The organism is Mesorhizobium sp. LMG17149 (genome assembly GCF_024518695.1).
GTDB lineage: Bacteria > Pseudomonadota > Alphaproteobacteria > Rhizobiales > Rhizobiaceae > Mesorhizobium.
Genome location: NZ_JANIFL010000007.1, coordinates 295,534 through 319,941, shown reverse-complemented (window position 1 = coordinate 319,941; position 24,408 = coordinate 295,534). Strand labels below are relative to the sequence as shown.

The window sequence follows — 24,408 nt, the reverse complement described above, 5'->3', positions numbered from 1 at the left end:
GCATGGCGGAGTTGCGAGGAGCGCTGATCGGCTGCGGCTTCTTTGCCGTCAACCAGATGCATGCCTGGCGCGACATAGCGGGCGCCTCGATCGTCGCCATCTGCGACCGTGACCCGGAACGGTTGCGGATCGTCGGCGACCAATTCGGCATTGCGAAGCGCTATACCGATGCGGGGGAACTTTTTGCCGGCGAAAACCTCGACTTCGTCGATATCGCCACCACCGCGCCCAGCCATCGTCCGCTTGTCGAAATGGCGGCCGCTCATCGCGTTCCGGTGATCTGCCAAAAGCCGTTCGCGCCGACGCTCGCCGATGCCAAGGCGATGGTCGGGGCATGCGCGGAAGCCGGCGTGCCGCTGATGGTGCATGAGAATTTTCGCTGGCAGTCGCCGATCCAGGCGGTGCGCGCCGTGCTCGACAGCGGCGAGATCGGTATGCCCTTCTTCGGTCGCATCTCCTTCCGCTCCGCCTATGACGTGTTTTCCGGCCAGCCCTATCTGGCGACGGGAAGGCGCTTCATCATCGAGGATCTCGGCATCCACATCCTCGACATCGCCCGCTTCCTGCTCGGCGATGTGTCCACGATCACGACGCGGACGGTGCGCATCAACCCCGGCATATCGGGCGAGGACGTCGCGACGATGCTGATGGATCACAACAGCGGTGCTACCTCGGTGGTCGACTGCAGCTACGCGACGAAGCTCGCCACGGAGCCGTTTCCCGAGACGCTGATCGAGATCGACGGCAGCGACGGCACGATCCGGCTGGCGCAGGGATATCGGCTGACCGTCACCGGCAAGAGCGGCACGGCCGTCACCGACGTTTCGCCGCCGCTGCTGCCGTGGGCGTCGCGGCCTTGGCACAACATCCAGGAAAGCGTCGTCGCCATCCAGCAGCACTGGGTCGATTGCCTGGCAAAGGGCGTACAACCGGCGACCTCGGGCGCGGACAATCTCAAGACGTTCGCGCTGGTCGAGGCGGCTTACGCCGGTGCCGCGAGCCGGCAACCGGTGCAACTCGACGCCTCGCTGAAATGACCGCCGACGCCTTCCTGCTCTACGGCACGCGTACGGTCGAAGCCGAGCCGATCAGGCTGCGCGCGGGCGCGCTTAGCGCCGACTTCGTCAACGGCAATCTACGCACCATCAGCCATGGCGGCACCGAAGTGCTGCGCGCCGTCGCCTATATCGTGCGTGACCGCGACTGGGGCACCTATGAGCCAAATTTGACGGACCTGATCATCGACCAGGCTGCCGACGCTTTTTCGGTCAGCTATTCGGCAAGCTGCCTGGCCCCCGATGGAACCCGGCTCGGCTTCCGCGCCACCATCAAAGGCTCCGCCGATGGCCGTCTGGTCTTCGAGGTCAGCGCCCTTCCCGAGAGCGATTTCGAAACCAACCGCTGCGGCTTCTGCATCCTTCACCCGATCGCCGACCTCGCCGGCAGCCCGGTCAAGGTCGAGCATACGGACGGCAGCGTGGAGGCGACAAAGCTTCCCGAACTGATAGACCCCTGGCAGCCTTTCAAGGATATCCGCGCCATCACCCATCAGGTTCGGCCTGGCGTCACCGCCGAATGCCGGATGGAAGGCGATACTTTCGAAATGGAGGACCAGCGCAACTGGTCGGACGCCTCCTACAAGACCTATGTGCGACCGCTGGCGCTGCCCTGGCCCTATGTGCTGCCTGCCGGCCAAACCCTGCGCCAGACGATCAGCCTGCGCATCGCAGGTGAAGGCAAAGCGCCGGCTGCCGCCGTGGCCAGCGAACCGGTCCGCGTCGAACTCGGCGAAGCCGGGCCAACGCTGCCGGATGTCGGCGTGGTCATCTATCCCGAAGATGTCGAGACGGCACTGGCGAACCTCTCCACGCTGACGACACTCGGCCCACAACAGCTGCTGTTTCACTACGATCCGACGCGCGGCCACGGGCTCGACGCCTTGCGCGCTTTCGCCCGGCTCGCAAATGCCCACGCTGCCGCAACGACCCTCGAATGCGTCGTTGTGTGCGCCGGCGATCTTGACGCCGAGATGTCAGGTGTCGCCGACCTGGTGCGCCAGGCCGGGCTAAAACTCTCGGCCATTGCCCTGTCGCCTTCGGTCGACCGGCAGTCGACACCGCCGGGCAGCACGTGGCCGGACTGTCCGCCGCTCGAGGACGTTTACGCGGCCGCGCGGCGCGCCTTTCCGGATATCCGCCTCGGCGGCGGCATGTTCAGCTACTTCACCGAACTCAACCGCAAGCGCGTGCCGGCGGACCAGCTCGATTTCATCACCCATTGTACTTGCCCGATCGTGCATGCCGCCGACGATCTCAGCATCATGCAATCGCTGGAGGCGCTGCCTTTCATCACCCGATCGGCGCGGGCGATCTTCGGGGCAAAGCCCTATCGGATCGGCCCGTCGACGATTGCCATGCGCCAGAACCCCTATGGCAGCGCGACCAAGCCCAATCCCGGGGGACAGCGCGTTGCCATGGCCGACAGCGATCCTCGCCACACCGGTCAGTTCGCTGCTGCATGGACGATCGGCTATGCCGCGCGTGTCGCACCGGTCGGACTGGAGATGTTGACACTTTCCAGCTTCACTGGACCTTTCGGCGTGCTCGCTTCATCAGGGGAACCTGTCGCGGAAGGATCACACCGGCCAATCTTCCAGCCCATCAAGGGTCTTTGCGAGCTGGCCGGCCTTGCGCATGTGTCGGCAAGGACGAGCGATGAAACCAAGGTGCTGGCGCTGGCCGGGCGCTCCGCCTCGGGCAAGACAATCGCGTGGCTGGCGAACCTGACGGCGGAAGACGTGCAGGTCGACATTTCAGCTTTTGGCCGAGGCCAGGTCGCAATGACGCCTTACGCGATCCTTCGGATCGGCTGAACCGCCGAGATCATTTTTCAGAATTCATCACATAGAGCGCGCGCGAGCGTTCGAGATGCTTGATCATCGCCTTCTCGGCGCCGTCGGCATCCTTTTTCTCGATGCGGCCGATGATCTCTTCGTGCTCGGTCAGCGTGAACTTTTCCTTGCCGGTCCAGATCAGCATTTCGGTGTGGTATTCCTTCAGCCAGCCCAGCATCGCCTCGCTGACGGCAATATAGATCGGATTGCCGGAGATGGCGGCGATCTGTGTATGGAACTTCATGTCAGCGGAGATGAAGGCTTCGGAATCGCCGCGAAAGCCGCGCTGTTCGGCAACGGTGGCCCTGAGCCGCTGCACATCCTCGGCGGTGGCCTTTTCGGCGGCTTCCCTGACCATGCCGCGCTCGAAGAAGATGCGCGCGGTCTTCAGGTGCTCAAGCGTGTCCTTCGACGACGACAGGATGATCTTGGCGGCGCCGTCGACCTGCTTGATGATCGACTTGGCGGTGAGTTGCAGCACCTTGGCGCGTTCGCCATGCGAGATCGCCACCAGGCCCATATTGCTCAGCGCCTGCATCGCCTCGCGAATCGCCGGCCTGCCGACCTCGAAGCGCTCCATCAGTTCGCGCTCCGACGGCATGTCGTCGCCCGGCATCAGCTCGCCGCTGGTGATCAGGCGTTTCAGCCGCAAGAAGACCTCATCGGAAAGCTTGCGCCGGACAATCGGTTCCGAACGGTTCATCGTCGCGAATCACTCCCTTGACCCGGTCTTATCTAACACTGCCGCCACAATTCCCGGAATTGCCGTCTGTCGATCCCGCTGCCGGATATGACTTGCAATACTTATGTACTCATTATACCAGATTTGAAACACCGGTGAACCTTTTTCGAACGCCTCGGCTTGAGACAGCGGACCATGATCACGCTCACCTACCGCATCGAAACGCCTGGAAGCATCGAAGTCCTGGCGGCCAAGATCGCCAGCGATCAGTCGACCGGCACCTTCGTCGCGCTGCCCGGCGAGACCGAGGAACTGAAAGCCCGGGTGGCGGCGCGCGTGCTGGCGATACGGCCTCTGGCCGATGCCGAGCGGCCGTCGCTTCCCGACAGCGGCAACGGGCCGTTCAGGCGCGCCGATGTCGATATCGCCTTTCCATTCGATGCCATCGGCACCGACCTTTCGGCACTGATGACCATTGCCATCGGCGGCACCTATTCGATCAAGGGCCTCACCGGGATTCGCATCGTCGACATGAAATTGCCGGAGGAGTATCGCGGCGCGCATCCCGGCCCCCAGTTCGGTGTCGCCGGCAGCCGTCGGCTGACCAATGTGACGGATCGTCCGATCATCGGCACCATCGTCAAGCCGGCGCTGGGCTTGCGGCCACATGAGACGGCGGCAATGGTGGCGGAACTGATCGCCGCCGGTGTCGACTTCATCAAGGACGACGAGAAGCTGATGAGCCCGGCCTATTCGCCCCTGTCGGAACGAGTGAAGGCGATCGTGCCGCTGATCCTCGACCACGAGCAGAAGACCGGCAAGAAGGTGATGTATGCCTTCGGCATCTCGCATGCCGACCCCGATGAGATGATGCGCAACCACGATATGGTGGCGAAGGCTGGCGGCAATTGCGCTGTTATCAACATCAATTCGATCGGCTTCGGTGGCATGGCGTTCCTGAGGAAGCGCTCCAGTCTGGTGCTGCATGCTCACCGCAACGGCTGGGACATCCTCACCCGGCACCCCGGGCTAGGCATGGACTTCAAGGTCTGGCAGCAATTCTGGCGACTGCTCGGCGTCGACCAATTCCAGATCAACGGCATCGCCTCGAAATACTGGGAACCGGATGACTCTTTCGTCGAATCGTTCAAGGCGGTGACGACACCGATCTTTTCACCCGAGGACTGCGCCTTGCCGGTGGCGGGCTCTGGCCAGTGGGGCGGCCAGGCTTCTGAGACATATGCGCGGACCGGCCGGACGGTCGATCTTCTCTATCTCTGCGGCGGCGGCATCGTCAGCCATCCGGACGGGCCGGGCGCCGGCGTGCGTGCCGTGCAGCAAGCCTGGCAAGCGGCGGTCGACGGCATTCCGCTGGCGGACTTCGCCCTGAACCATCCCGAACTGGCGCGGTCGATCGAAAAATTCGGCGACGGCAAGGCAGCCTGAGACGATGCAGGACCTGCTTCTCAGCTATTACGGCGACGACCTGACCGGCTCGACCGATGTGATGGAGGCGCTCGAGCTCGGTGGTGTGCCGACCGTGCTGTTCATGCGCCAGCCGGACGATGCCTTGCTTTCACGATTTGCCCATTGCCGGGCGATCGGCCTCGCCGGCACCAGCCGCAGCGAGACACCGCGATGGATGGACACATATCTGCGCGATGCCTTTGCCTGGCTGAAGACACTGAATGCCGAGATTTGTCACTACAAGGTCTGCTCGACCTTCGATTCCAGCCCGACGATCGGCAGCATCGGCCGGGCCACCGAGATCGGCCGCTCGGTGTTCGCGCAAGCCAGCGTGCCGCTGCTGGTCGGCGCGCCGCAGCTCAAGCGCTACACCGCCTTCGGGCACCTGTTCGCCGCCTATCGCGACCAATATTTCCGCATCGACCGCCACCCGGTGATGAGCCGCCACCCGACGACGCCGATGGATGAGTCGGACCTGCTGATCCATCTGTCGCGGCAGACGGCGCTGAGCTCGGGGCTGGTCGACCTTGCGACGCTGCAGTCGGCGTCGCGGTCGGTGGCGTTCGATCGCATGATCGGAAACGGCACCGGCATCGTGCTTGTCGATGTCGACAATCTGGAAACCCAGGCCCTTGCCGGCAAGGAGCTGTGGCGCGTTCGCAAGCCCAGCGGTTCTTTTGTCGTCGGCTCGTCCGGGGTCGAGTATGCGTTGCTGGCCGAATGGGCGTCGAATGGCATCGTCAGCGCCGGACATGGCTTCACGCCACCGGGCGCAGCCGAGCGGATAGCCGTCGTGTCGGGAAGTTGCTCGCCGACCACCGAACGGCAGATCCGGCATGCCCTGACCGACGGTTTCGACGGCATCGAGGTCGATCCAGTCGAACTGGTTTCGGAGGCTTCGCAGCAGGCGATCGCGCGCGCAATGGCAAGCGGCCGTGCCAGTCTGCAAGCCGGGCGCAGCGTCATCCTCTACACCGCGCTTGGCCCCGATGCCGACAGGGGCGCCGAAATCGACCGGCAGGAAGGCGCCCGCCACAGGCTTGGCCGCGGACTCGGAGAAATCCTTCGCGACCTGACGATCGAACAGAGCCTGCGGCGCGTGGTCATTGCCGGCGGCGATACGTCGAGCCACGCGCTGGGCGAGATGGGTGTCGATGCCCTGACAATCCGCATGCCGCTGCCCGCTTCGCCGGGTTCGCCGCTCTGTGTTGCTCACGCGCGCGTCAAGGCGATCGACGGCTTGGAGGTCGCGCTCAAGGGCGGCCAGGTCGGAACCGATCGCTATTTCTCAGCCATCCGCGACGGCCTCGGCGGTTGAAACAACTAACGCCTACGTCCAGGTGATAGCCTGCGGGAACACCTCTGCGCACGAAATGCTCCTTGCCGGGTGGAAATCCCGGTAACACCCGGTATTATCTGCGAAAATGCCGAAATCGGGAGGATGCCGGGTGCAGACCAAGAAGATCATCAATGCCGGCAACCGCGCCGTCGACGAGATGCTGGAAGGCATCCTGGCAGCCCATCCCCGCCATCTCAAAAGCGTGGAGGGTAGCCCACGCTCCATCATCGCCTGCGACGGACCGCGCCAGGGCAAGGTGGGCCTCGTCATTGGCGGCGGCTCGGGCCACGAGCCGAGCTTTCTTGGCTTCGTCGGCAAGGGATTGGCCGATGCGGCGGCCATCGGCAATGTCTTCGCCTCGCCACCGCCGGACCCGATCCTCGAATGCGCAAAGGCAGTCAGCGGCGGCGCCGGCGTGCTGTTCATGTACGGCAACTATGCCGGCGACGTGATGAATTTCGACATGGCAGCCGAGATGGCCGCCATGGACGACATCGAGGTGCGCACGGTGCTGAGCACCGACGACGTCGCCTCGGCACCGCGCGACCAGCGGCACAAGAGGCGCGGCGTCGCCGGCAATTTCTTCATCTTCAAGGCGGCCGGTGCCGCCTGCGACCGGATGCTGTCCTTCGACGAATGCGAGCGCATCGCCGGCAAGGCCAACGACCACACCTTCACCATGGGCGTGGCGCTGTCGCCCTGTTCGCTGCCGCAGACCCGCCGGCCGAATTTCGAGATCGGGCCGGACGAGATGGAGATCGGGATGGGCATCCATGGCGAGCCGGGCATCGCGCGCGAAAAGTTGAAAACAGCCGACGAGATCACCGACGAGATGCTGGACAGGATCCTCGACGAGATGGCGCCTACGCGCGGCGACATGGTCGCGGTGCTCGTCAATTCGCTGGGCTCAACGCCGCTGATGGAACTCTACATCATGAACCGGCGCGTGAAGCAGAGGCTCGATGAGATCGGTGTGTCCATACACGCAAGCTGGGTCGGCAATTACTGCACCTCGCTCGAAATGGCTGGTGCATCGATCACGCTGCACCAACTCGACGGCGAGTTGCAGACGATGCTGGATCACCCCTGCGACTGCGCCATGTTTCGCGCCGGCTAAACCCACTTCTGTGGCAAGGACTAAGACATGACGACAATCGACACCGCCCACCTTGTCGCGATGTTCGCGGCGATCGCAACCGCCATGTCCGCCGACCGGGACCGACTGTGCGCGCTTGACGGGGTTATCGGCGACGCCGACCACGGCATCGCGATGGAGCTTGGATTTTCCGCTGCACGCGATGCCGTCGCCGCACTGGATGCAGAGGCAACCGACCCGACCACCTTGCTGAACACCGCTGCCAAATCGTTCCTGAATGCCGTCGGCGCCTCCTCCGGGCCGCTCTATGCGACCGCGTTCATGCGGGGCGCGGCAGCCGTCAAGGGCAAGACGACGCTCGACGATTCGGACGTGGTCGCCCTGTTCCAGGCTATGGCCAAGGGCATTCAGGATCGCGGCAAGGCCGAGCCTGGCGAAAAGACGATGATCGATGCATGGGCGCCGGCTGCGCAGGCAGCGGGCGAAGCGCTGACCTCCGGCAAGGATCTGGCGGGCAGTCTCGAAGCTGCTGCACAAGCGGCAAACGCAGGCGCGGAGGCGACTAAGTCGATGGTCGCCACGAAAGGCCGGGCATCGCGCCTCGGCGAACGCTCGCTTGGCCACATGGACCCGGGCGCAGCGTCCGCCGTTACCGTGATCGAGGCGATGCGGGTCGCCTTGACCAGTTAACTCAGTAACGGGTTCCCCGCGTCTTTCAGCGCTTGGCGTCGAGCTTGTCGATGGCCTGCACGTTTGTGGCGGAGGGGCCATTCGGATCGAACTCCGAGGCCAACCATGCGTCGGCGATCGATTTCGCTAGTTCGGGACCGATGACGCGGGCGCCCATGGTGATGATCTGGGCGTTGTTGGACTTGGCGGCGCGCTCGGCGGAATAGGTGTCGTGGGTCAATGCGGCGCGAATGCCCGGGACCTTGTTGGCGGAGATGCTGACGCCGATGCCGGTGCCGCAAAACAGGATGGCCCGGTCGTAATTGCCGTCGAGAATTTCGTGGCCGACCGAGGCGGCGATATCGGCGTAGAATCCGGCCTGGCTTAGGTCGACGACCTGCAGTTCCGGCTTGGTGGCGAGATGCTTGGCGATGACGTCGAGCAGCGGCTTGCCGGCGCTGTCGGCTCCGAGTGCGATCTTCATGATGATGAGCTCCTTTGCTAGGTCTTTTGGCAGTCAGCGCGCGATGGCGGCCGACGCCTTTTTCAGAATGTCGATATAGCCTTCCGCTTGCCACGCCGAGCGGCCGATGAACAGGCCATCGATATGCGGCTGGCCGATGAGTTCGGCCGCGTTGCCTGGATTGACGCTGCCACCATAAAGCACAGGTGGAGCAATCGGCAGCCGGTCGGCGGCAACCTTCTTGATCAGCTGTTGCTGCCTGTCGGCATAGTCGGCGCTTGCGGGAATGCCCTTCTCGCCGATTGCCCAGACGGGCTCGTAGGCAAAGAGGATTTCCGCCTTCAGTTGATCGCCGCTCAGCTCTTGCAGCGCGCCGAGAACCTGTGCCGTCAGCACCGCCTCGGCGCGGCCTGATTCACGCTCAGCCAGCGTCTCGCCGACGCAGATCAGCGGCACGAAACCGTGCCTGACAGCGGCCGCCGTTTTTAGTCCCACAGTCGCATCGGCCTCGCCGAAATGCTCGCGGCGCTCGCTATGGCCGAGTTCGATCACATCCAGCCCGCAATCTTTCAACATCACCGGCGAGATCTCCCCCGTCCAGGCGCCAGCATCGGCCCAATGCATGTTCTGGGCACCGATCTTGACGCGGGTGTTGGCCAGCGCGGCCTTGACCTGGCGCGCTGCGGTGAACGGCGGAATGACGAAGGGCTGTATTGCCAGATCGAAATCGGGCACAAAGGCCGCCAGCGCATCGGCGAACTGCAACGCCTCCGACAGCGTCTTGTTCATCTTCCAGCTCGTGCCGACCCAATATGGGGCCATTCTTCTTCTCCTTCGATACTTTTGCGGCCGAAGCCGGCTTTCGGGCGACGTATTCGCTCAGGTCCGGGGCTTGAGACTGTCGCGACCGCTGTCGATATGAGGGGCCCAGAAATCCACCGACTCGCGGATCATCTCGATAACCTGATGGTCGACTGGTTCCCTCTCCCTGAAGGAAAGTTCAAGGCAAATTTCATTGTCGGTTCCACCGCCCTGCCGAACCGCGTCCAGCAGCTTCTGCGGCACTATGCGGCCATCCTTGTTGTAGGCGGCCGTGAACGGCCAGTGCCCGCCCTTATTCATCGACGACTGCTTGATGTGGATGATCGGCGATTGCAATGGAAACGCTTTCGCCCAAGCATAGGGATCGGTATCGGCAGGATCGGCCGAGGTCACGTCGCCATGGTCGATATCCACCATCATCTTCATCGGTATGGGCAGCTTCGCCGCATCGATGGCGCCTTGCAGCGTGGCGCAGCTTTCGATCGTGTGGCCGAACTCGCGGCCCACCGACATCGGCTCCCAGAACAGATAGGACAGACCCGCCGCCTTGGCGTGCTCGGCCACCTCGCGCCAGCATTCGAGCGCGATATCGAGCAGTGCCGCCCGCCGTTGCGGATCGTCAAAGTCCTTGTGGGTGAAGATGGCGAACTGCGTGCCCATGCCCGACGCACCGAGTTCCGCGGAAATGTCGGCGAAGGTCTTGAACCAGTCGACATAGTAGCGCCGGACATCCGCATCCGGATGGCCGAAATGGTTGAGCCGGCCGTAGGGTCCGGTCATGCCGGAGGTGATCCTGACACCGGTCCGCGCCAAGGCGCTGTTGAACAGGCGCAGGAATTTGGCAATCGTCGCCGCTGGCCAGCCCGGATTGACGAATTCATGCGTCAGCTGCACGTCGCGGATGCCGATGCCATAGGCGATCGCGTCGATCAGATCGTCCGGATCGGCGAAACGGTTGACCAGTGGATTGGTGTTGAGGGAAAGCGTGAAGGCCATCAGTCTGCCGTCGCCATGATGTTATCGAACCAGTCTTCGAATGCTTTCCGCTCGGCCGCATCGAGATGCAGGCCATGTTTGGTGCGGCGTTCCAGAATATCGGCTGATGTGCCGGCCCATTCGGTCTCGGCCAGGAACCTTGCCTCCCGCTCATACAGGTCGGGACCGAAGCGGCGGCCGAGATCCGCCTCGCGCTGTGCGCCAGCGAGCAATTGCCTGGCGCGGGTGCCATAGCTTCGCGCGTAATGCTTCACCAGCGACGGGCTGAGCCATGAAAACTCGGAATGCAGATCGCTCAGGAACTGCTCGAAGTCCGCATTGGGCAGGTCGCCTCCCGGCAAGGGAATTTTGGCTGTCCAGGCTTTCTTCATCGTCGGAAAAAACGGCTGGATCTTTTCCAGCGCGTGTTCCGACAGCTTGCGGAAGGTGGTGATCTTGCCGCCGAACACCGAAAGCAGCGGCGCGTTGCCATTGGAGGCGTCGAGTTCGAAAATATAGTCGCGCGTCACCGCGCTTGGATTGTCGGCATTGTCGTCATAGAGCGGACGCACGCCCGAGAAACTGTAGACCACGTCCTGTGGCGTCAGTTGCCGCTTGAAATAGCGATTGACCACCTTGATCAGATAGTCGACTTCGCTGGCCTCGGCGACCACTTCCTCGGGCCTGCCTTCGTAGGGAATGTCGGTGGTGCCAATCAGCGCCAGATCGTTCTCATACGGATTGACGAAGATCACCCGCTTGTCGTTGTTCTGAATGAGATAGGCTTGCCGCCCCTCCCAAAATTTGGGCACGACGATATGGCTGCCCTTCACCAGACGAACATTGCGGGTGGAATTCTGCCCGGCGACGCGGCTGACAATGTCGTTGACCCAGGGGCCTGCCGCGTTGACCAGCGCCCGCGCCCGGACCTTCGTCTCCGCACCCGTGCGACCATCCTGCATGTCGATCGACCACAGTCCGTTTTCGCGGCGGGCCGCGACACAGGCGGTGCGCGTGAGCACTCTGGCACCGCGCTGCCTGGCATCCAGGGCGTTGAGCAGCACCAGGCGCGCATCGTCGACCCAGCAGTCGGAATATTCGAAACCGCGCTTGAACTCGTCCTTGATTGGCGCGCCTTCCGGCGCAGTCTTGAGGTTCAGTGTTCTTGTCCCCGTCAGGCGTTTACGGCCGCCAAGGTGGTCGTAGAGAAACAGCCCGAGCCGGACCAGCCATGCCGGCCTGTCTTGCGGGCTGTGCGGAAGAACGAAGCGCATCGGCCAGATGATGTGCGGCGCCGCCTCGAGCAGCACCTCGCGTTCGATCAGTGCTTCGCGAACCAGCCGGAATTCATAATATTCGAGGTAGCGCAGGCCGCCATGCACCAGCTTGCCGGAGCGCGAGCTCGTGCCTTGCGCGAGATCGTCCTTTTCGCACAGGATGACGGACAGCCCGCGACCTGCCGCATCACGCGCTATGCCGGCTCCATTGACGCCGCCGCCGATCACGAAGAGATCGACGACATCTGTTGTATTGCTCAAGATCTTGCTCCTGTGCGGTGCGCCATGCCCTTCCACACCGGCCGAAGCGCCTGACGCGCTGCAACGAAGGAAGGGAAAAGGGCATCGTAGGTTTGCGAAAGCGCCTCGTCATAGGCATCGCAGTCGCCGAGAAGCGGCGTCACCCATTCGGCGGCGCAGTCTTCCATCGAGCCATAGACGCCGAGGCCGACCGCGGCCATCATCGCGGCGCCTGCCGCGCCGGCTTCCTGGCGACTGCTGGTGCGCACCTGTGCCCTTGTCGCCGCTGCGATGATGCGGCGTAGGGACGGGCTGCGCGCGGCGCCGCCCGACAGGCGGATTTCGCCCGGCACGGCGCCCATCGCCTGGTAGCAATCACGTGCGGCGAAGGCCAGTCCCTCGAGGATGCCGCGTGCCAGATCGCCAAACCCGTGCCTGACCGAAAGGCCGATGAAGCCAGCGCGTGCGTCAGGATCGACGAACGGTCCTCTTTCACCGGCCAGCGATATGTAGGGCTGGTAGATCAGCAAACCAGGCTCCGATGCTTCCACCCAAGCGTCGAGGGCCTTCAGCAACTCGTCATGAGAAGGCTTGCCGCCAGCCGTGGCGAGCACGTCGCGCGCAAGGCCAAGCACCCAGTCTATGTTGAGCGTCGCCGCCATGTTGGATTGCAATTGTGCAAAGGCGCCCGGAATAGGCATGGCAATCGTGTAGCCGGAGCCATCGTCGTTCAGCACGACATCGTCGGGCGTGGCTGCGAAGCGCGTGTGTATGCCGGTCGAGCCGATGACCGTGCAGCCGACATTGCCCGAGGGATCATAGAGGCCGGCTCCGAGCGCCGTCATGACCATATCGACGTAACCCAGCACCACCGGGGTGCCTTCGAGCAGGCCGGTCTCTGCCGCCGCCGATCGCGACAACGGATGATGGTCGGTGGTGCCTTCGAGCATGGGAGGCAACAGGCGGCGATGCGTCGTCAGATCCAGGATGTCGAGGGCTTCGTCGGAATAGCTGCGCGACCGAAAATCGCCGAAGGTGAAGGTTCCCTCGGAGGGATCCGTGGCGCGTTCGCCTGTCATCTTGAAGTAGAGCCAATCCTTGCAATGCAGGGCGGTCGCCGCCCGCTCCAGCATGTCGGAATGGTTTTTTTTCATGAAGGCAAGCTGGGCGCCTTGCTGGCAGGAATTGAGACCCGTGCCGGTCAACTCGAACCGCCTGCGATCCCGGGGATCGGCGCGCATCTCGTCCACCAAATGTCCAGCGCGGGCATCGAGCCACAGCCAGGCGCGCGAGACAGGCAAGCCCTCGCCATCGATCAGCCAGGTTCCGTCGCCCTGCCCGGTGATGGCCACCGCTGCGGTTCGTTGCGCGAGGTCGGGAACCTTGGCCGCGAGATCGCGAACGGTCCGCGCCATGTCGCGCCAGGTCTGGTCGAGGTCCTGCTCGGCGCCGCCGCCTTCCAGCGTGACGAAGCTGTTGGGCACCGACGTCATGGCGAGCTGCCGCCCGGACAGGTCGAAAGCGATCGATTTGATCACCGACGTTCCCGCGTCGATGCCGATCAGCAGGTCTTTCATGCCGCAAATTCCGGTTGGTTGCGAAGGCCGTTCACGAGGGTAGTCATTTCGTAGAAGAGGCAGGGAGTGTCCGCAAGGACACCCCCTGTGCTGGTTTCATTCCGACAGGACGAAGGGAGCGGTGTACTTGTCGACATTGTCCTTGGTGATGAGAAGGCAATCGAACAGCTGCTTCTCGGTCGCCGCGCCGGTGGCTCCGGTCTTGATGAACGAGTCCGCCTGCTGCACGGCCTTGGCCGAGAAGATGGCGACCGGCTGAAGCACGGTGTACTGCAGTTCGCCGGACTTGATCGCCGCAACCGCATCCGGGGAGCCGTCGAAGCCGCCGACCTTGATGCCGGCGAGCTTGCCGGCTTCCTTCAGCGCCGCAACCGCGCCAAGCGCCATCTCGTCATTGCCGCTGATCACGGCGATGATGTCGGGATTGGCCTGCAGCATACTCTGCATCTTGTCGTGGCCCTGGGTACGATCCCAGTTGGCGACCTGCGAAGCAGCCTTTTCGAGATCCGGGTACTGGCTCAGCACAGTCGCGTAACCGTTCGAGCGCGTAGCGGCGTTGTTGTCAGACGGGGCGCCGAGCAGTTCGACATATTTGCCCTTTTCGCCGACGGCCTGCACCCACTGCTGGGCACCGAGAGCAGCGCCTTGCGCGTTGTTGGAAACGAGCTGACCCTTGGCGAGGCCTTCCTGATTGATCTCGGCATTGACGAGGAACACCGGGATGTTGGCTGCAATCGCCTTCTTCACCGCACCGACAGAGCCGTCAGCGTTGGCCGGATCGAGGATGATCGCCACCGACTTGTTGGTGATGGCGGTGTCGATCAAATTGCTTTCGGTATTGGTATCGCCCTTGTGGGCGCCGACATTGGCTGTATAGCCAAGCTTCTCGGCCTCGGCCTTGGCGACGTTGCCCTCAGTCAGCCAGTAGGGGTTGGCCGGATCGTTGACGATGATCGAGATCAGGCCCGCGGCTGACGCGGCGGCCGTGAACCCGACGACCATCGCGGCGGCGAGCAGACTTTTCAGCATGGTTTTCATGTACATTCCTCCAATGATTACGCGGTGTTGCTGCCAGTTCACCTGGCAGTCTTCCCTTGGGCAGGATTGGCCGGTTCGGCCTTCCCCCGTTTCTGAGAAGTCGGTTGGCCACCTGTCGCGCTTGGGAGCTTGCTACGGCGGCGATACTGAACGGCATTGAGGAGCACGGCGAGCACGATGACCGCGCCCGTGAACACTGTCTGCCAGTAGGATGAGATGCCGATGATCACCAGACCGTCGGACAGGAAGCCGATGACGAAGGCCCCGAGCAGGGTTCCGCGGATGTTGCCACGGCCGCCGGTCAGTGCCGCGCCGCCGATGACGACGGCCGCGATGGCCGTCAATTCGTAGGTGGTGCCCGCGGTCGGTCCCGCCGACGTCAACTGCGATGACAGGATCAGGCCGGCAATAGCGGCGCAGATGCCTGACAGCACATAGACCGAAATCTGCACCGTCTTGACCGGAACGCCGGACAGTTCGGCCGCGCGCTCGTTGCCGCCCGAGGCGTAGAGCCAGCGCCCGAAGGCGGTGCGGTTCAACACGATGCTGCCGATCAGCGCGATGACCACGAGAACCACGACGCCCGTCGGCACGCCGAACAAGCGGTTGAAGCCAAGCGCATCGAAGCCGGTGTTTCCGAGCTCCGGCTTGCCGCCGAGATTGTTATAGGTCAGGCCGCTGGTCATCAGCAGCGCCAGGCCGCGCGCCATGTACATGACGCCGAGCGTGGCGACGAACGCCGGAACCTTGAAGCGCGCAATGAGCACGCCGTTGATCAGCCCGACGACCGCGCCCAGCATGCAGGCCAGCACCGCAACCACCCAGACCGGCGGATAGAGAACGACGCCCAGCCAGGTCAGCGTCACCCCTTGCATCAGGAATCCGGCAACGACGCCGGCCAAACCCAGTGTCGACCCCACCGACAGATCGATGCCGCCATTGAGGATGACGAGCAGCATGCCGATCGCGAGGATTCCGAAGATGGCGACATGCGAAGCCATGGTCAGGAAGTTCGCCACCGAGAGGTAGTAGGGCGACAGGATCGAGAAGACGACGATGATGACGATCAGGGCAAAGAAGGCCCGGCCCTCGAGCAGCAACTTGGCGAGATCGAAGCCTTCGCTCGCGCTTGGACTGGACTGTTTTCTGGCCTGGCTGACGTCGGTCATGGGTCTGGGCTCCGAGATTCTGGTGATCAGGCGACCACGGCTTCGCCGGAGGCGGCCATGATCTGCTCTTTGGTGGCGTTGGCGCCGAATTCAGCTGAAATCCTGCCACGCCGCATGACGACGATGCGGTGGGCAATGCTGAGGCATTCGTTGACCTCAGAGGTCGAGAAGACGACCGCAAGCCCTTGAGCGGCGCGTTCGCTCAACAAGCGGAAGACCTCGGCCTTGGCGCCAACATCGATGCCGCGGCTCGGCTCGTCGAGGAGGATGACCTTGGGGTTGGTCGTCAGCATCTTGCCGATGACGACCTTCTGCTGATTGCCACCCGACAGCGATCCGATCATGGCGTTGCCACCTGCGGTCTTGACAGTCACCTTGCGGATCGAGTCTTCGACCAGCTCTCTCTCCCTGGAACGGGACAGAAACAGCCCCTTGGCGAACGCCTCGATGCTGGCAAGCGAGAGATTGCGGCCGACGGTCATCGTTTGCACCAGCCCGTCGCGCTGGCGGTCCTCGGGGACCAGCACAAGCCCTCTGGAGATGCGCTGGGCAATGCTCAACCCCGAGACGTCCTCGCCTTCCAGCAGCGCGCGGCCGCCCGCCATCGGCACCCGTCCAGCGACGGCCTCCAGCAACTCCGTGCGCCCGGCGCCCATCAGCCCGTAGATGCAGACGATCTCGCCGGCCCTGACGTCCAGCGACAAGTGATCGACGACGGAATAACCTGAGCCCGAAGTGTCAACGACGCTGACATCCTCGATCGAAAGGGCGACCTCACCGAACGCATGGCCGGTCGGCGGCGAGCCGAGATCGAAGTTCTCACCGACCATGTTGCGCACGATCCACTCGAGGTCGATGTCCCTGGCCTCGGCCGTCGCCGTTATGGCGCCGTCGCGCAGGACAACGGCGTAGTCGGTGATCTGCAGCGCCTCTTCGAGGTGATGTGAAATGTAGACGATGGAGACGCCGCGGCTGGTCAGATCGCGGATCACCTTGAACAGCACCTCGACCTCGGTTGCACTGAGCGCGGAGGTCGGCTCGTCCATGATGAGGATGCGTGAATCGACCGACAGCGCCCGCGCGATCTCGACGATCTGCTGTTGACCCAGGCGCAGATCCTCGACGAGAGTCATCGGGTCGATGTCCTCTTCGAGATCGGCCATCAGCGCGCGCGCCTGGCGCGATTCTTCGGCGAAGTCGAGGCCGGTTCTGGTGCGCAGTTCGCGGCCCATGAAGATGTTGTCGCGAACGCTGAGGTTCGGCGCCAGGCTGAGTTCCTGGTGGATGATCGAGATGCCGCGATCGCGCGCGTCCGAGGATGAGGAAAAGCTGACGAGATTGCCGTCGAGCACGATGTCGCCGGATGTCGGCGTGACGACGCCGGACAGGATCTTCATCAGCGTCGACTTGCCGGCGCCGTTCTCGCCGAACAGCGTCGTGACCTTGCCGCGATGGATGTCGAAATTGACGCCCTTGAGCGCATGAACGCCGCCATACGACATGACGATGTTGCGCGCCGAAAGCACGGCGTCGCCGGTCGCGGGTCCGGTGTCTGCAGCCGCGCTCATTTGACCTCCAGCCTCACCGGAGTGACCAGCCAACTCTTCGGGTTGACCAGCTTGAATGCGCCGACCACCGATACGGTCTTGCCGGTCAAGGTGCTGGTGTCGACCTTGGCCAGGACTTCCTTCTTCATCTCGTTGTTCAGCGCCGAACCGGCGTCCTGGTATTCGATCTGGTTGGTGAACTGGCCGAATGTGATCTTGCCGGTGGCGTCGCGAAGCTCGGTGCCGTTGATCGCCGGTCCCGTTTGCACCCGGATCATCAGCGTGTCCGGCACGCCTTCGACGGCGACCTTGTAGATGCCGGATTTTCCTTCGCCGACGACACCGGTGAACTTGACCGAGATGACCGGTCCGACGCCCGCCGGCACGCCATATTCCTTTTCCGCCGTCGCCCTGTCCTTGGCGATAGCAGCAGCCACCGTCACCGCGTCGGCGGCGCGTGCCTCGACATCGGCCTGCACCTTGGGAAACTCCGACTTGCCGTAGTCAGCGGCGGAAAACACGGCGCTGCGGACATCGCCGGCAGAGCCGATCCTGACCACCTTGGTGTCGAGCGCCATGGCGCCGAGCAGGACGACAACCGCGGCGCCGGCAAGTGCCCGACGCAGGGCGGGCGAAGCCGGCCTGGTCGATGCGGTGGCGGCTTTCGCGCTCATGACGCAACCGCTAGCAAGGCTGATCCGCGCTTGTCACGCATTTGACGATCCTCCGTTCACATGGCGCTTCGCGCCATTGGGTTTGTTCTGTTCGACAAGGGCACGAGCGGTGGACTCGTCGGTGATCAGGCCGCTCAGATAGCGGCTTTCGAGCACCGCTTTGATGGCACGCACTTTGATCTTGCCGCCGGCGACGGCGACGATCCGGCGGCCCTTCAACTGGTCCCGCGGAAGCGCGAGAATTCTGTCCGACAGCGCCGTTTCCACCGGGCGCCCCTTGTCGTCGAAGAAGTGGGCGAGCAGCTCGCCGACGCCGCCATCGCGTTTCACCTCATCGATTTCGGAATGTTCGATCATGCCGGTAGCGACCAACGAAGCTTCCCGCTCGGCGGTCCCTATGCCGACGAACATCAGGTCGGACCGGCTTGCGAGGTCGAAGACATCGCTAATGCCGCGCTGGCCAAGCAGCACTTCACGGTCCTCGGCGGTGTTGGCGACGAAAGGCACCGGCATCACATAAGCCTGCGCGCCGGTCCGCTCGGCCAGCCGATGCATGACGTCGTGCGGGTTGGCCGCGAATTTGCGCGTCACGCCGCCAAGCAGCGAGACGAAACGGATATGGGCAGCGGCGGTGCGCGTCAGATACTCGACGCTTGCGGCAAGGGTACGGCCATGGCCGACGCCGATCAGCATGTCCTCGCCGCGATCGATCTCTCGTTTCAGAAACTGAGCGCCGGCGATCCCAAGCGCCTTCAGCGGCAGCTCGTCCTGATCGAGATCAGGAACAACCTCGCAGTAGTCGAGCCCGTAAGCAGTGATCAGCTGCTGCTCGAGGTCGATGCATTCGCCGACATCGCCGTCGATGATCACCCTGACAAGGCCATCCTGGGTGGCCCGGGTGATGAGCCGATGCGCCTTGAGGCTGGTCAGGCCGAGCCGCTTGGCCACCTGGGCCTGCGTCAGACCCCCGGCATAGTGAAGCCAGGCCGCGCGGGTGGCGAGGCTGGACTCATGATCGCGGTTAGTGGCTCCGCCGGATTTCAAGACATCTCCTCCCTGAGATGATATTATTATCTTTGTGTGCAAAAATTTTCACATCCCTGCATCGCTGTCAATCCCTCGCCGGATTTGGCGCATGCACATATGGGGAATTCACAGGTCTCGCCCTTCCCGAAACGCCGGTCTGCCGGCATTTCGGCGGGCAACATCGACCTATTAGGAGGTGAGCATGTTACCTGATCATACGGCTATGTTAATTTAACGTCAATCTGTGTTATTTCGTGCATGAGCCAGTAGAATTGCACAGCCATCGGCTATCCAGTTTTTTGCTAACCAACTGTTTCTCCAGAATAATATCTGATATCGGCAAAATCCCAATCCGCCTGTGAGTTGAGCGATTGGGGATGCGACGCATCCTTAGGCAAACCGACCGGATTGCCTTGGGAAAGAGCATCGGCGACGGAATGATCAGCCCAGCCGCATCAGGTTCCGGTCCTCGAGTTCCAGGGCGGCGGCCTCGACTTCCTCTGCGAGGCGCCCGGCGCTCCAACCCAGCGCCCGTCCGGCAATCGTCGCAATCTCCTGCAGATCCCGGCCCGTCAGTGACCCTGATATCGCCAGGGTGCTGCGGCGCATGACGATATCGGCCAGATGTTCGACGAACTCGGTGCGGACGATGTAGTCAATTTCCGATCGGCTGTAGCTTTCTGAATCCGGCAGTCGGCCCTCATCATCCGGCTCATGTGTGGCGATCTGCGTGGCTCTGGTGCCATATCGCGACAGCAGCGCCTCGAGACGCCGTTCTCCAGCGCCCGTCTCCGAGTGAGCCAGAGCCAGCCAACTTGCTCGCGCTGCAGCATCAGCCGGGAAATCCCTGCCGCCGCCGATCGGCATGGTCTGCGTCGTCACCTTGCGGCTGCGCTGCAGGCGGCCGAGCACGGTGTCGGCGACTTCCTCGGCGAAGCCGCGAAAGGTCGTCCACTTGCCGCCGATCAGCGAGATGACTGCGAAAGGTCTGTTCCGATCCGGCTCGGCGACGGGCGCCGAGTGGTCACGGCTGATCAAGCCCGGCACCGATGCATCCGAGGCCGGCAGCGGCCGGATGCCGCTATAGGCATAGACGATCTGGTCGCGCTCGAACGCCATCCCCGGCAGCAGCGTCCGTACGCTGTCGAGCAGGTACTCGACTTCGTCAGGTTCGCAGCGCACCGCGTCGGGGTTGTCGGCCTTGATGTCGGTGGAGCCGACCAGCGCCAGGCCGAGATAGTCGTAGACAAGGCAGATGCGGCCGTCATCGGCTTCGAAATACAGCATGCGTCCGGCCAGGCTTTTGACCAGCTCGTCGTGCTTCAACAGGATGTGCGAGCCCTTGGTGCCGCCGATCATCTTCGACGGCGCGCCTAGCGAATCGTTGACATCGTCGATCCATGGACCGGCGGCATTGACCACCAGCTTCGGCCGCACCGAAAAGGCCGCGCCGTTTTCCGGCTGGAAGGTCAGCACGCCATCGGCAGACTTCGCCAGCGCCGTGTAGTTCGCGCTGGCGGAGGCCGCGTTTGCCTGCAGCCCATCGAGGATCAGTTCGAGCACCAGCCTTTCGGGATGGCTTATCTTGGCGTCGTAGTAGGTGCCGGTGGCGACGATCGAAGGGTTGAGCGCCGGCATCTCACTGAGCGCCTGGCGCCGCCCGACCATGCGGTGACGCGGCATGACCTGATTTCGCGAGCCATAGAAATCATAGATCATCAGGCCGATCTTGATCAGGACGGCGCCACGGCTGCGCGGCGCGCTGGTCGAGCCGAACAGCGTCCGCAGCGCCGCCAGCATGCCTTTGCTCCAGGAAAAGATCGGGATGACGGTCGGCAGCGGGCTGACATAGTGCGGCGCGTTTTTCAAAAGCAGATTGCGTTCGAGCGTCGACTGCGCCACCAGCCTGAACTCGCCGGTTTCGAGATATTTCAGACCGCCATGAATGAGCCGCGATGGCGCAGCACTCGTGCCGGAGCCGAAATCCGCCTTGTCGACGATCAGGCAGCTGACGCCTTGCGCGCACAGATCGCGAAACAGCCCTGCCCCGTTGATGCCGGCGCCAAGAATGACGACGTCGACCTCCCCGGCTCCGGCCATGGCGGCCAGACGCCCGGCTGGATTTTCCGTACGTATTGCTTCGCTCGAGCTCATGGCGCTTTCGTCTTGACGATGCGCAGCTTCACGCCGGCCCGTTCGAGGGCTTGCGCCCGCGCATCGCCCAGGCCTTCGGTCGCCAGCACGACATCGAAGCTGGTCAGATCATCGAAGACATGCAGCGCGATCCTGTCGAACTTGGCATGGTCGATCAGAAGGATACGCTTGACCGATGCGGCCATCATCGCCTGCTTGACCCGCACGACATTGGGATCCTGGATGAAGGCGGTGGTTCCGGTGATGGCCGAAGCCGAACAGATCAGCACATTGGCGCGAAGCTGTGCCACCGCGTTCTCGCAGACGATGCCGATATAGGCGTTGTAGGTGTTGTGGTACTGGCCGCCGAGACAGATGAAGTCGAGTTCGTCGACATGGGTCAGCAGTGCAGCCGTCGCCACTGAGTTGGTGATGACGGTCAGCGGCTTGACGTCGAGCAGGAGCGTAGCGACCGCATTTGCCGTTGACGAATCGTCCAGCATCACCACCTGGCCAGCTTCGATATAATCGAGTGCTGTCCGCGCCAGCGCATCCTTTTCGGCCCGGTTGACCGTCACCCGGTAGCGGAAGGCGCTTTCGTAGAGACCGGAAGGCTGAACCGTGACCGCACCGTGCAGCTTGCGCAACACGCCCTGCTGCGCCAGCCGGTCGATGTGCCGGTGGATGGTCATGCGCGACACGCCGAAATGCTCGACCAGATCGTCGATGCGCACCTGGCCGAGCTTGATCACATAGTCGGCGATCTCTTCGCGTCGTTCGTCGGCCTTGATCATGCGGTCCCCTCGGTGTCTGGCCGCGCCAGCTTCTCGATGTCGGGCCAATGCGGCGCGAGCGCACCGGCTATGCGGCCATAGAGGGAAAAGCGCTCGTTGAACACAGCACTCGAGGCCGGCACTGGCTCGTATTGGCGCGCCGTCATGCCGACCTGCCGGGCGCCTTCTTGCGGCGTCGCGAAGATGCCAACCGCCGCACCCGCGCAAAGCGCAGCGCCAAACGCCGCGGCCTCGTCGGTCGAGGTAACGATGACCGGGGCGTTCAGCACATCGGCAAACATCTGGACGAAGGCCGGATTGCGCGAGCCGCCGCCGGTCAGGCGGATTTCGCTGATGGCAAAGCCGTCGCGCAAGGCTTCGACATGGGTACGATGATTGAAAGCAATGCCCTCCAGAACCGCCTTGAGCATATCGCCACGATTATGCCAGCCATGAAGGCCGACAAAGCTGCCGCTGGCGACATCGCCAAAGGGGGAGCCGAACAGATAGGGATGAAACAGGATGGTCGACCGCTTTTTAAGCGCCTCGTCGATCTCTGTTGCCAAAACCTCGTGGATCGAGCCACCACCGACCGATGCCCTCTCCTGTTCCGAGCGGCAGAACGTGTCGAGAAACCAATCGTAGTTCGCGGTCGAGGCCGGCGAGATCGCCATGTTGTTCCAGCGGCCGGCGTCGATGGCGTTGCGACAGAGCCAACGCGGGTCGACGCGCGGTTGCGAAGAGACCACTTCGTTGATGGAATAGGTCCCGGCGACAATGGCAAGCACACCCTCCTCATGGCCGCCCATGCCAAGTGCGGAGGCAGTTACGTCATGCAGGCCGCTCGCCACCGGTGTCCCCTTGGCAAGGCCGGTCATATCGGCGGCCTCGGCGGTAACGTGGCCGGCGATCTCGGCCGAATGCGCCATCGGCGACAGCGCGTCGAAAAGATCGTCCAGTTCGAAGATGCGCATCGCTTCCAGCGCGTAATCCTGCGTGCGGAAATCCGTGAATGAGGTGCTGGCCTCGGTACGGTCGGTGCCGATCGTGCCGGTCAGGCAAAAGCGCAGCCAGTCCTTGCAGGCCAGTATATGCCCGATGCGGCCATAGCGGTCGGGTTGGTTCTTCCTGATCCAGGCCAGCAGCGCCGACGGAGCCGAAACGTGCGGCGCCTGTCCGGTACGCGCCAACGCATTTTGGAAGACCCCATCCGCCGACCATTGTTCGACAATCTCGCCGGCGCGGCTGTCAAGCGACAGGATACCGGGGCCTAGCGGCCGGCGATCCTTGTCGAGCAAATAGAGACCGTCGCCGTGTGCGGTCGCCGCCACCGCCTTGATATCGTTGGCGGGCCGGCCGCACAATGCGATCGCTTCGCGGATGGCATCGGCGGTGGCTTGCCATAGCCTTGCCATGTCGCGCTCCACCCAGCGCGCATGGGGCATCGACTGCGGGACGCGCCGACGCGCCACCGACAACTGCGTGCCATCGGCATCGAAGATCACCGCCTTGGTGACCGTGAGACCGTTATCGATTCCGAGCAGACTGGGCATGGGCGCCGCCGCTTTCAGCAACTGGTGAAGGGCGCTGCAAGGCAAACCTGCAGGTTGGGATAGGGATGACAGGCATGACGACGATCAACGAGCAACGGTGATACAAAAGCGACGCATCCGACGCGGTAAAAAGACCATAATAGCATGTTAAGTTAACGTCAATACGTGAGATATTTTGCGGATATGTCTGACGTTATCTGCGACGAAAATTGCCATCCCCTCGTACCGCATCCGATGCGGACGAAGTTCCGGCTAGTGCCCAACTGGCCGGATAGCCTTCAACCCCGCGCTGGGAGCCAGAGAGCACGGTAGATTGACGAACGCGCTTCGACTGGCTTTGCGAGTTCCTGCGCAACGACCGGACAACCCGCGCCGCTTCGGCGCCGTTCAAAGAAAACGCGACGACTCAAGAAGCTCAGCCACCCCGTCCAGTTCCTTGTGCAGGCGATGCCAGCGACGGTCGAGATAAACCAGCGAATGCGCCTCCGGAGGGACCTCGTCCGGCAGCACCTCGCCGTCAAGGAGTTCGGCCGCGACAAGCGTCGCGCCCTCAATCGGCAGAACGCCGAGCCGACGGGCGCGGAACCAGGTCGAAACGCCGGTATAGCGCGGTTCGCCGGTGGGCAGCCGCGCCCAGGCGCCTCCCGGCGGGAAACGTTCCGCGCCGCTCGACGCGCAGAGCTGCGCCAGGTCGATATCAGTGAAGCGCAGCAGGTGGATCACCATGGTCTCGGCCCGCAGCAAGGGCTCGGACGAAGTCGATTTCATCGAGAGCGAGAAAGCGACGACCGGCGGCGCGGCACTTACCGAGATCAGCGAGGATACGGTCATCGCCACCGGCCTGTCGCCGGGATCGGCCGTGATCACGGCAACACCGGCCGGATGGTGGCGAAAGGCTTCGCGGAAGGCGTTGGTCATCGGATGCGGGAAGCTCATCGACGTCTCTCTTCTGCAGCGTGAATAAGGGCCGGACGGCGTCTGCCGTCCGGCCCTTG

At 63.2% G+C, this 24,408-nt stretch carries 21 protein-coding genes; 6 read left to right on the top strand and 15 right to left on the bottom strand.

The window, feature by feature from the left end:
* Positions 1-2 precede the first annotated feature (2 nt).
* Together NP945_RS18810 and NP945_RS18805 are read left to right on the top strand one after the other, a co-directional pair.
* Positions 3-1,037 carry a Gfo/Idh/MocA family protein gene (locus NP945_RS18810; RefSeq protein WP_256747195.1) on the top strand — a complete coding sequence of 345 codons (1,035 nt, stop codon included), beginning with the start codon at positions 3-5 and terminating at the stop codon, positions 1,035-1,037.
* Positions 1,034-2,872, top strand: a complete 1,839-nt coding sequence (locus NP945_RS18805) for a hypothetical protein (protein ID WP_256747194.1) — start codon at positions 1,034-1,036, stop codon at positions 2,870-2,872. Before NP945_RS18810 ends, NP945_RS18805 begins: the two co-directional genes overlap by 4 nt.
* A gap of 10 nt (positions 2,873-2,882) precedes the next feature.
* Here NP945_RS18805 and NP945_RS18800 read toward each other — a convergent pair whose 3' ends face one another.
* A complete protein-coding gene (locus NP945_RS18800; protein ID WP_127318194.1) occupies positions 2,883-3,596 on the bottom strand; it encodes a transcriptional regulator NanR in 714 nt (237 codons plus the stop codon).
* 174 nt (positions 3,597-3,770) lie between these two features.
* Between NP945_RS18800 and oiaX the strand changes: the two genes are divergently transcribed.
* From oiaX to dhaL, 4 genes are all read left to right on the top strand, one after another.
* A complete protein-coding gene (oiaX, locus tag NP945_RS18795) occupies positions 3,771-5,021 on the top strand; it encodes a 3-oxo-isoapionate-4-phosphate decarboxylase OiaX (protein WP_256747193.1) in 1,251 nt (416 codons plus the stop codon).
* 4 nt (positions 5,022-5,025) lie between these two features.
* Positions 5,026-6,360 (top strand): four-carbon acid sugar kinase family protein, encoded by a 1,335-nt coding sequence (locus NP945_RS18790; RefSeq protein WP_256747192.1) that lies wholly within the window; start codon positions 5,026-5,028, stop codon positions 6,358-6,360.
* A gap of 130 nt (positions 6,361-6,490) precedes the next feature.
* Positions 6,491-7,498, top strand: a complete 1,008-nt coding sequence (locus NP945_RS18785) for a dihydroxyacetone kinase subunit DhaK (RefSeq protein WP_256747191.1) — start codon at positions 6,491-6,493, stop codon at positions 7,496-7,498.
* 27 nt (positions 7,499-7,525) lie between these two features.
* Entirely contained in the window at positions 7,526-8,167 is a 642-nt protein-coding gene (gene dhaL / locus NP945_RS18780) for a dihydroxyacetone kinase subunit DhaL (protein WP_127269792.1), read from the top strand.
* A gap of 25 nt (positions 8,168-8,192) precedes the next feature.
* On the opposite strand, the gene NP945_RS18775 is transcribed toward dhaL, so the two are convergent.
* The 14 genes from NP945_RS18775 to NP945_RS18710 form a co-directional block, all read right to left on the bottom strand.
* Complete coding sequence (locus NP945_RS18775) at positions 8,193-8,630, bottom strand: RpiB/LacA/LacB family sugar-phosphate isomerase (protein ID WP_013533067.1); 438 nt, start codon at positions 8,628-8,630, stop codon at positions 8,193-8,195.
* Positions 8,631-8,663: 33 nt separating this feature from the next.
* Positions 8,664-9,431 carry a triose-phosphate isomerase gene (locus NP945_RS18770; RefSeq protein ID WP_127269794.1) on the bottom strand — a complete coding sequence of 256 codons (768 nt, stop codon included), beginning with the start codon at positions 9,429-9,431 and terminating at the stop codon, positions 8,664-8,666.
* Between the two features lie 57 nt (positions 9,432-9,488).
* Positions 9,489-10,427: a sugar phosphate isomerase/epimerase gene (locus NP945_RS18765; RefSeq protein WP_127318206.1), complete on the bottom strand. Its 939-nt coding sequence runs from the start codon at positions 10,425-10,427 to the stop codon at positions 9,489-9,491.
* On the bottom strand, positions 10,427-11,944 hold the full coding sequence (locus tag NP945_RS18760) for a glycerol-3-phosphate dehydrogenase (protein ID WP_256747190.1): 1,518 nt from the start codon (positions 11,942-11,944) through the stop codon (positions 10,427-10,429). The genes NP945_RS18765 and NP945_RS18760 overlap by 1 nt, the downstream gene beginning before the upstream one ends.
* The gene (locus tag NP945_RS18755) at positions 11,941-13,500 is read right to left on the bottom strand and encodes an FGGY-family carbohydrate kinase (protein ID WP_256747189.1); all 1,560 of its coding nucleotides are present in this window, start codon (positions 13,498-13,500) and stop codon (positions 11,941-11,943) included. Before NP945_RS18755 ends, NP945_RS18760 begins: the two co-directional genes overlap by 4 nt.
* A gap of 96 nt (positions 13,501-13,596) precedes the next feature.
* Positions 13,597-14,538, bottom strand: a complete 942-nt coding sequence (locus NP945_RS18750) for a D-ribose ABC transporter substrate-binding protein (protein ID WP_013533072.1) — start codon at positions 14,536-14,538, stop codon at positions 13,597-13,599.
* Positions 14,539-14,576: 38 nt separating this feature from the next.
* Positions 14,577-15,707, bottom strand: a complete 1,131-nt coding sequence (locus NP945_RS18745) for an ABC transporter permease (RefSeq protein WP_127382043.1) — start codon at positions 15,705-15,707, stop codon at positions 14,577-14,579.
* Positions 15,708-15,733: 26 nt separating this feature from the next.
* Entirely contained in the window at positions 15,734-17,275 is a 1,542-nt protein-coding gene (locus tag NP945_RS18740) for a sugar ABC transporter ATP-binding protein (RefSeq protein ID WP_127318214.1), read from the bottom strand.
* Positions 17,272-17,928, bottom strand: a complete 657-nt coding sequence (locus tag NP945_RS18735; RefSeq protein WP_127269798.1) for a DUF2291 domain-containing protein — start codon at positions 17,926-17,928, stop codon at positions 17,272-17,274. Before NP945_RS18735 ends, NP945_RS18740 begins: the two co-directional genes overlap by 4 nt.
* A gap of 33 nt (positions 17,929-17,961) precedes the next feature.
* Positions 17,962-18,972 carry a sugar-binding transcriptional regulator gene (locus NP945_RS18730; protein WP_127269800.1) on the bottom strand — a complete coding sequence of 337 codons (1,011 nt, stop codon included), beginning with the start codon at positions 18,970-18,972 and terminating at the stop codon, positions 17,962-17,964.
* A 423-nt stretch (positions 18,973-19,395) separates the two neighbouring features.
* Positions 19,396-21,108 carry a glycerol-3-phosphate dehydrogenase/oxidase gene (locus tag NP945_RS18725; protein WP_372337981.1) on the bottom strand — a complete coding sequence of 571 codons (1,713 nt, stop codon included), beginning with the start codon at positions 21,106-21,108 and terminating at the stop codon, positions 19,396-19,398.
* On the bottom strand, positions 21,105-21,881 hold the full coding sequence (locus NP945_RS18720; protein WP_127269804.1) for a DeoR/GlpR family DNA-binding transcription regulator: 777 nt from the start codon (positions 21,879-21,881) through the stop codon (positions 21,105-21,107). The genes NP945_RS18725 and NP945_RS18720 overlap by 4 nt, the downstream gene beginning before the upstream one ends.
* Positions 21,878-23,413, bottom strand: a complete 1,536-nt coding sequence (locus NP945_RS18715) for an FGGY-family carbohydrate kinase (RefSeq protein WP_256747188.1) — start codon at positions 23,411-23,413, stop codon at positions 21,878-21,880. The genes NP945_RS18720 and NP945_RS18715 overlap by 4 nt, the downstream gene beginning before the upstream one ends.
* Before the next feature lie 387 nt (positions 23,414-23,800).
* Complete coding sequence (locus NP945_RS18710; protein ID WP_127319879.1) at positions 23,801-24,349, bottom strand: flavin reductase family protein; 549 nt, start codon at positions 24,347-24,349, stop codon at positions 23,801-23,803.
* Between the last annotated feature and the right edge of the window lie 59 nt (positions 24,350-24,408).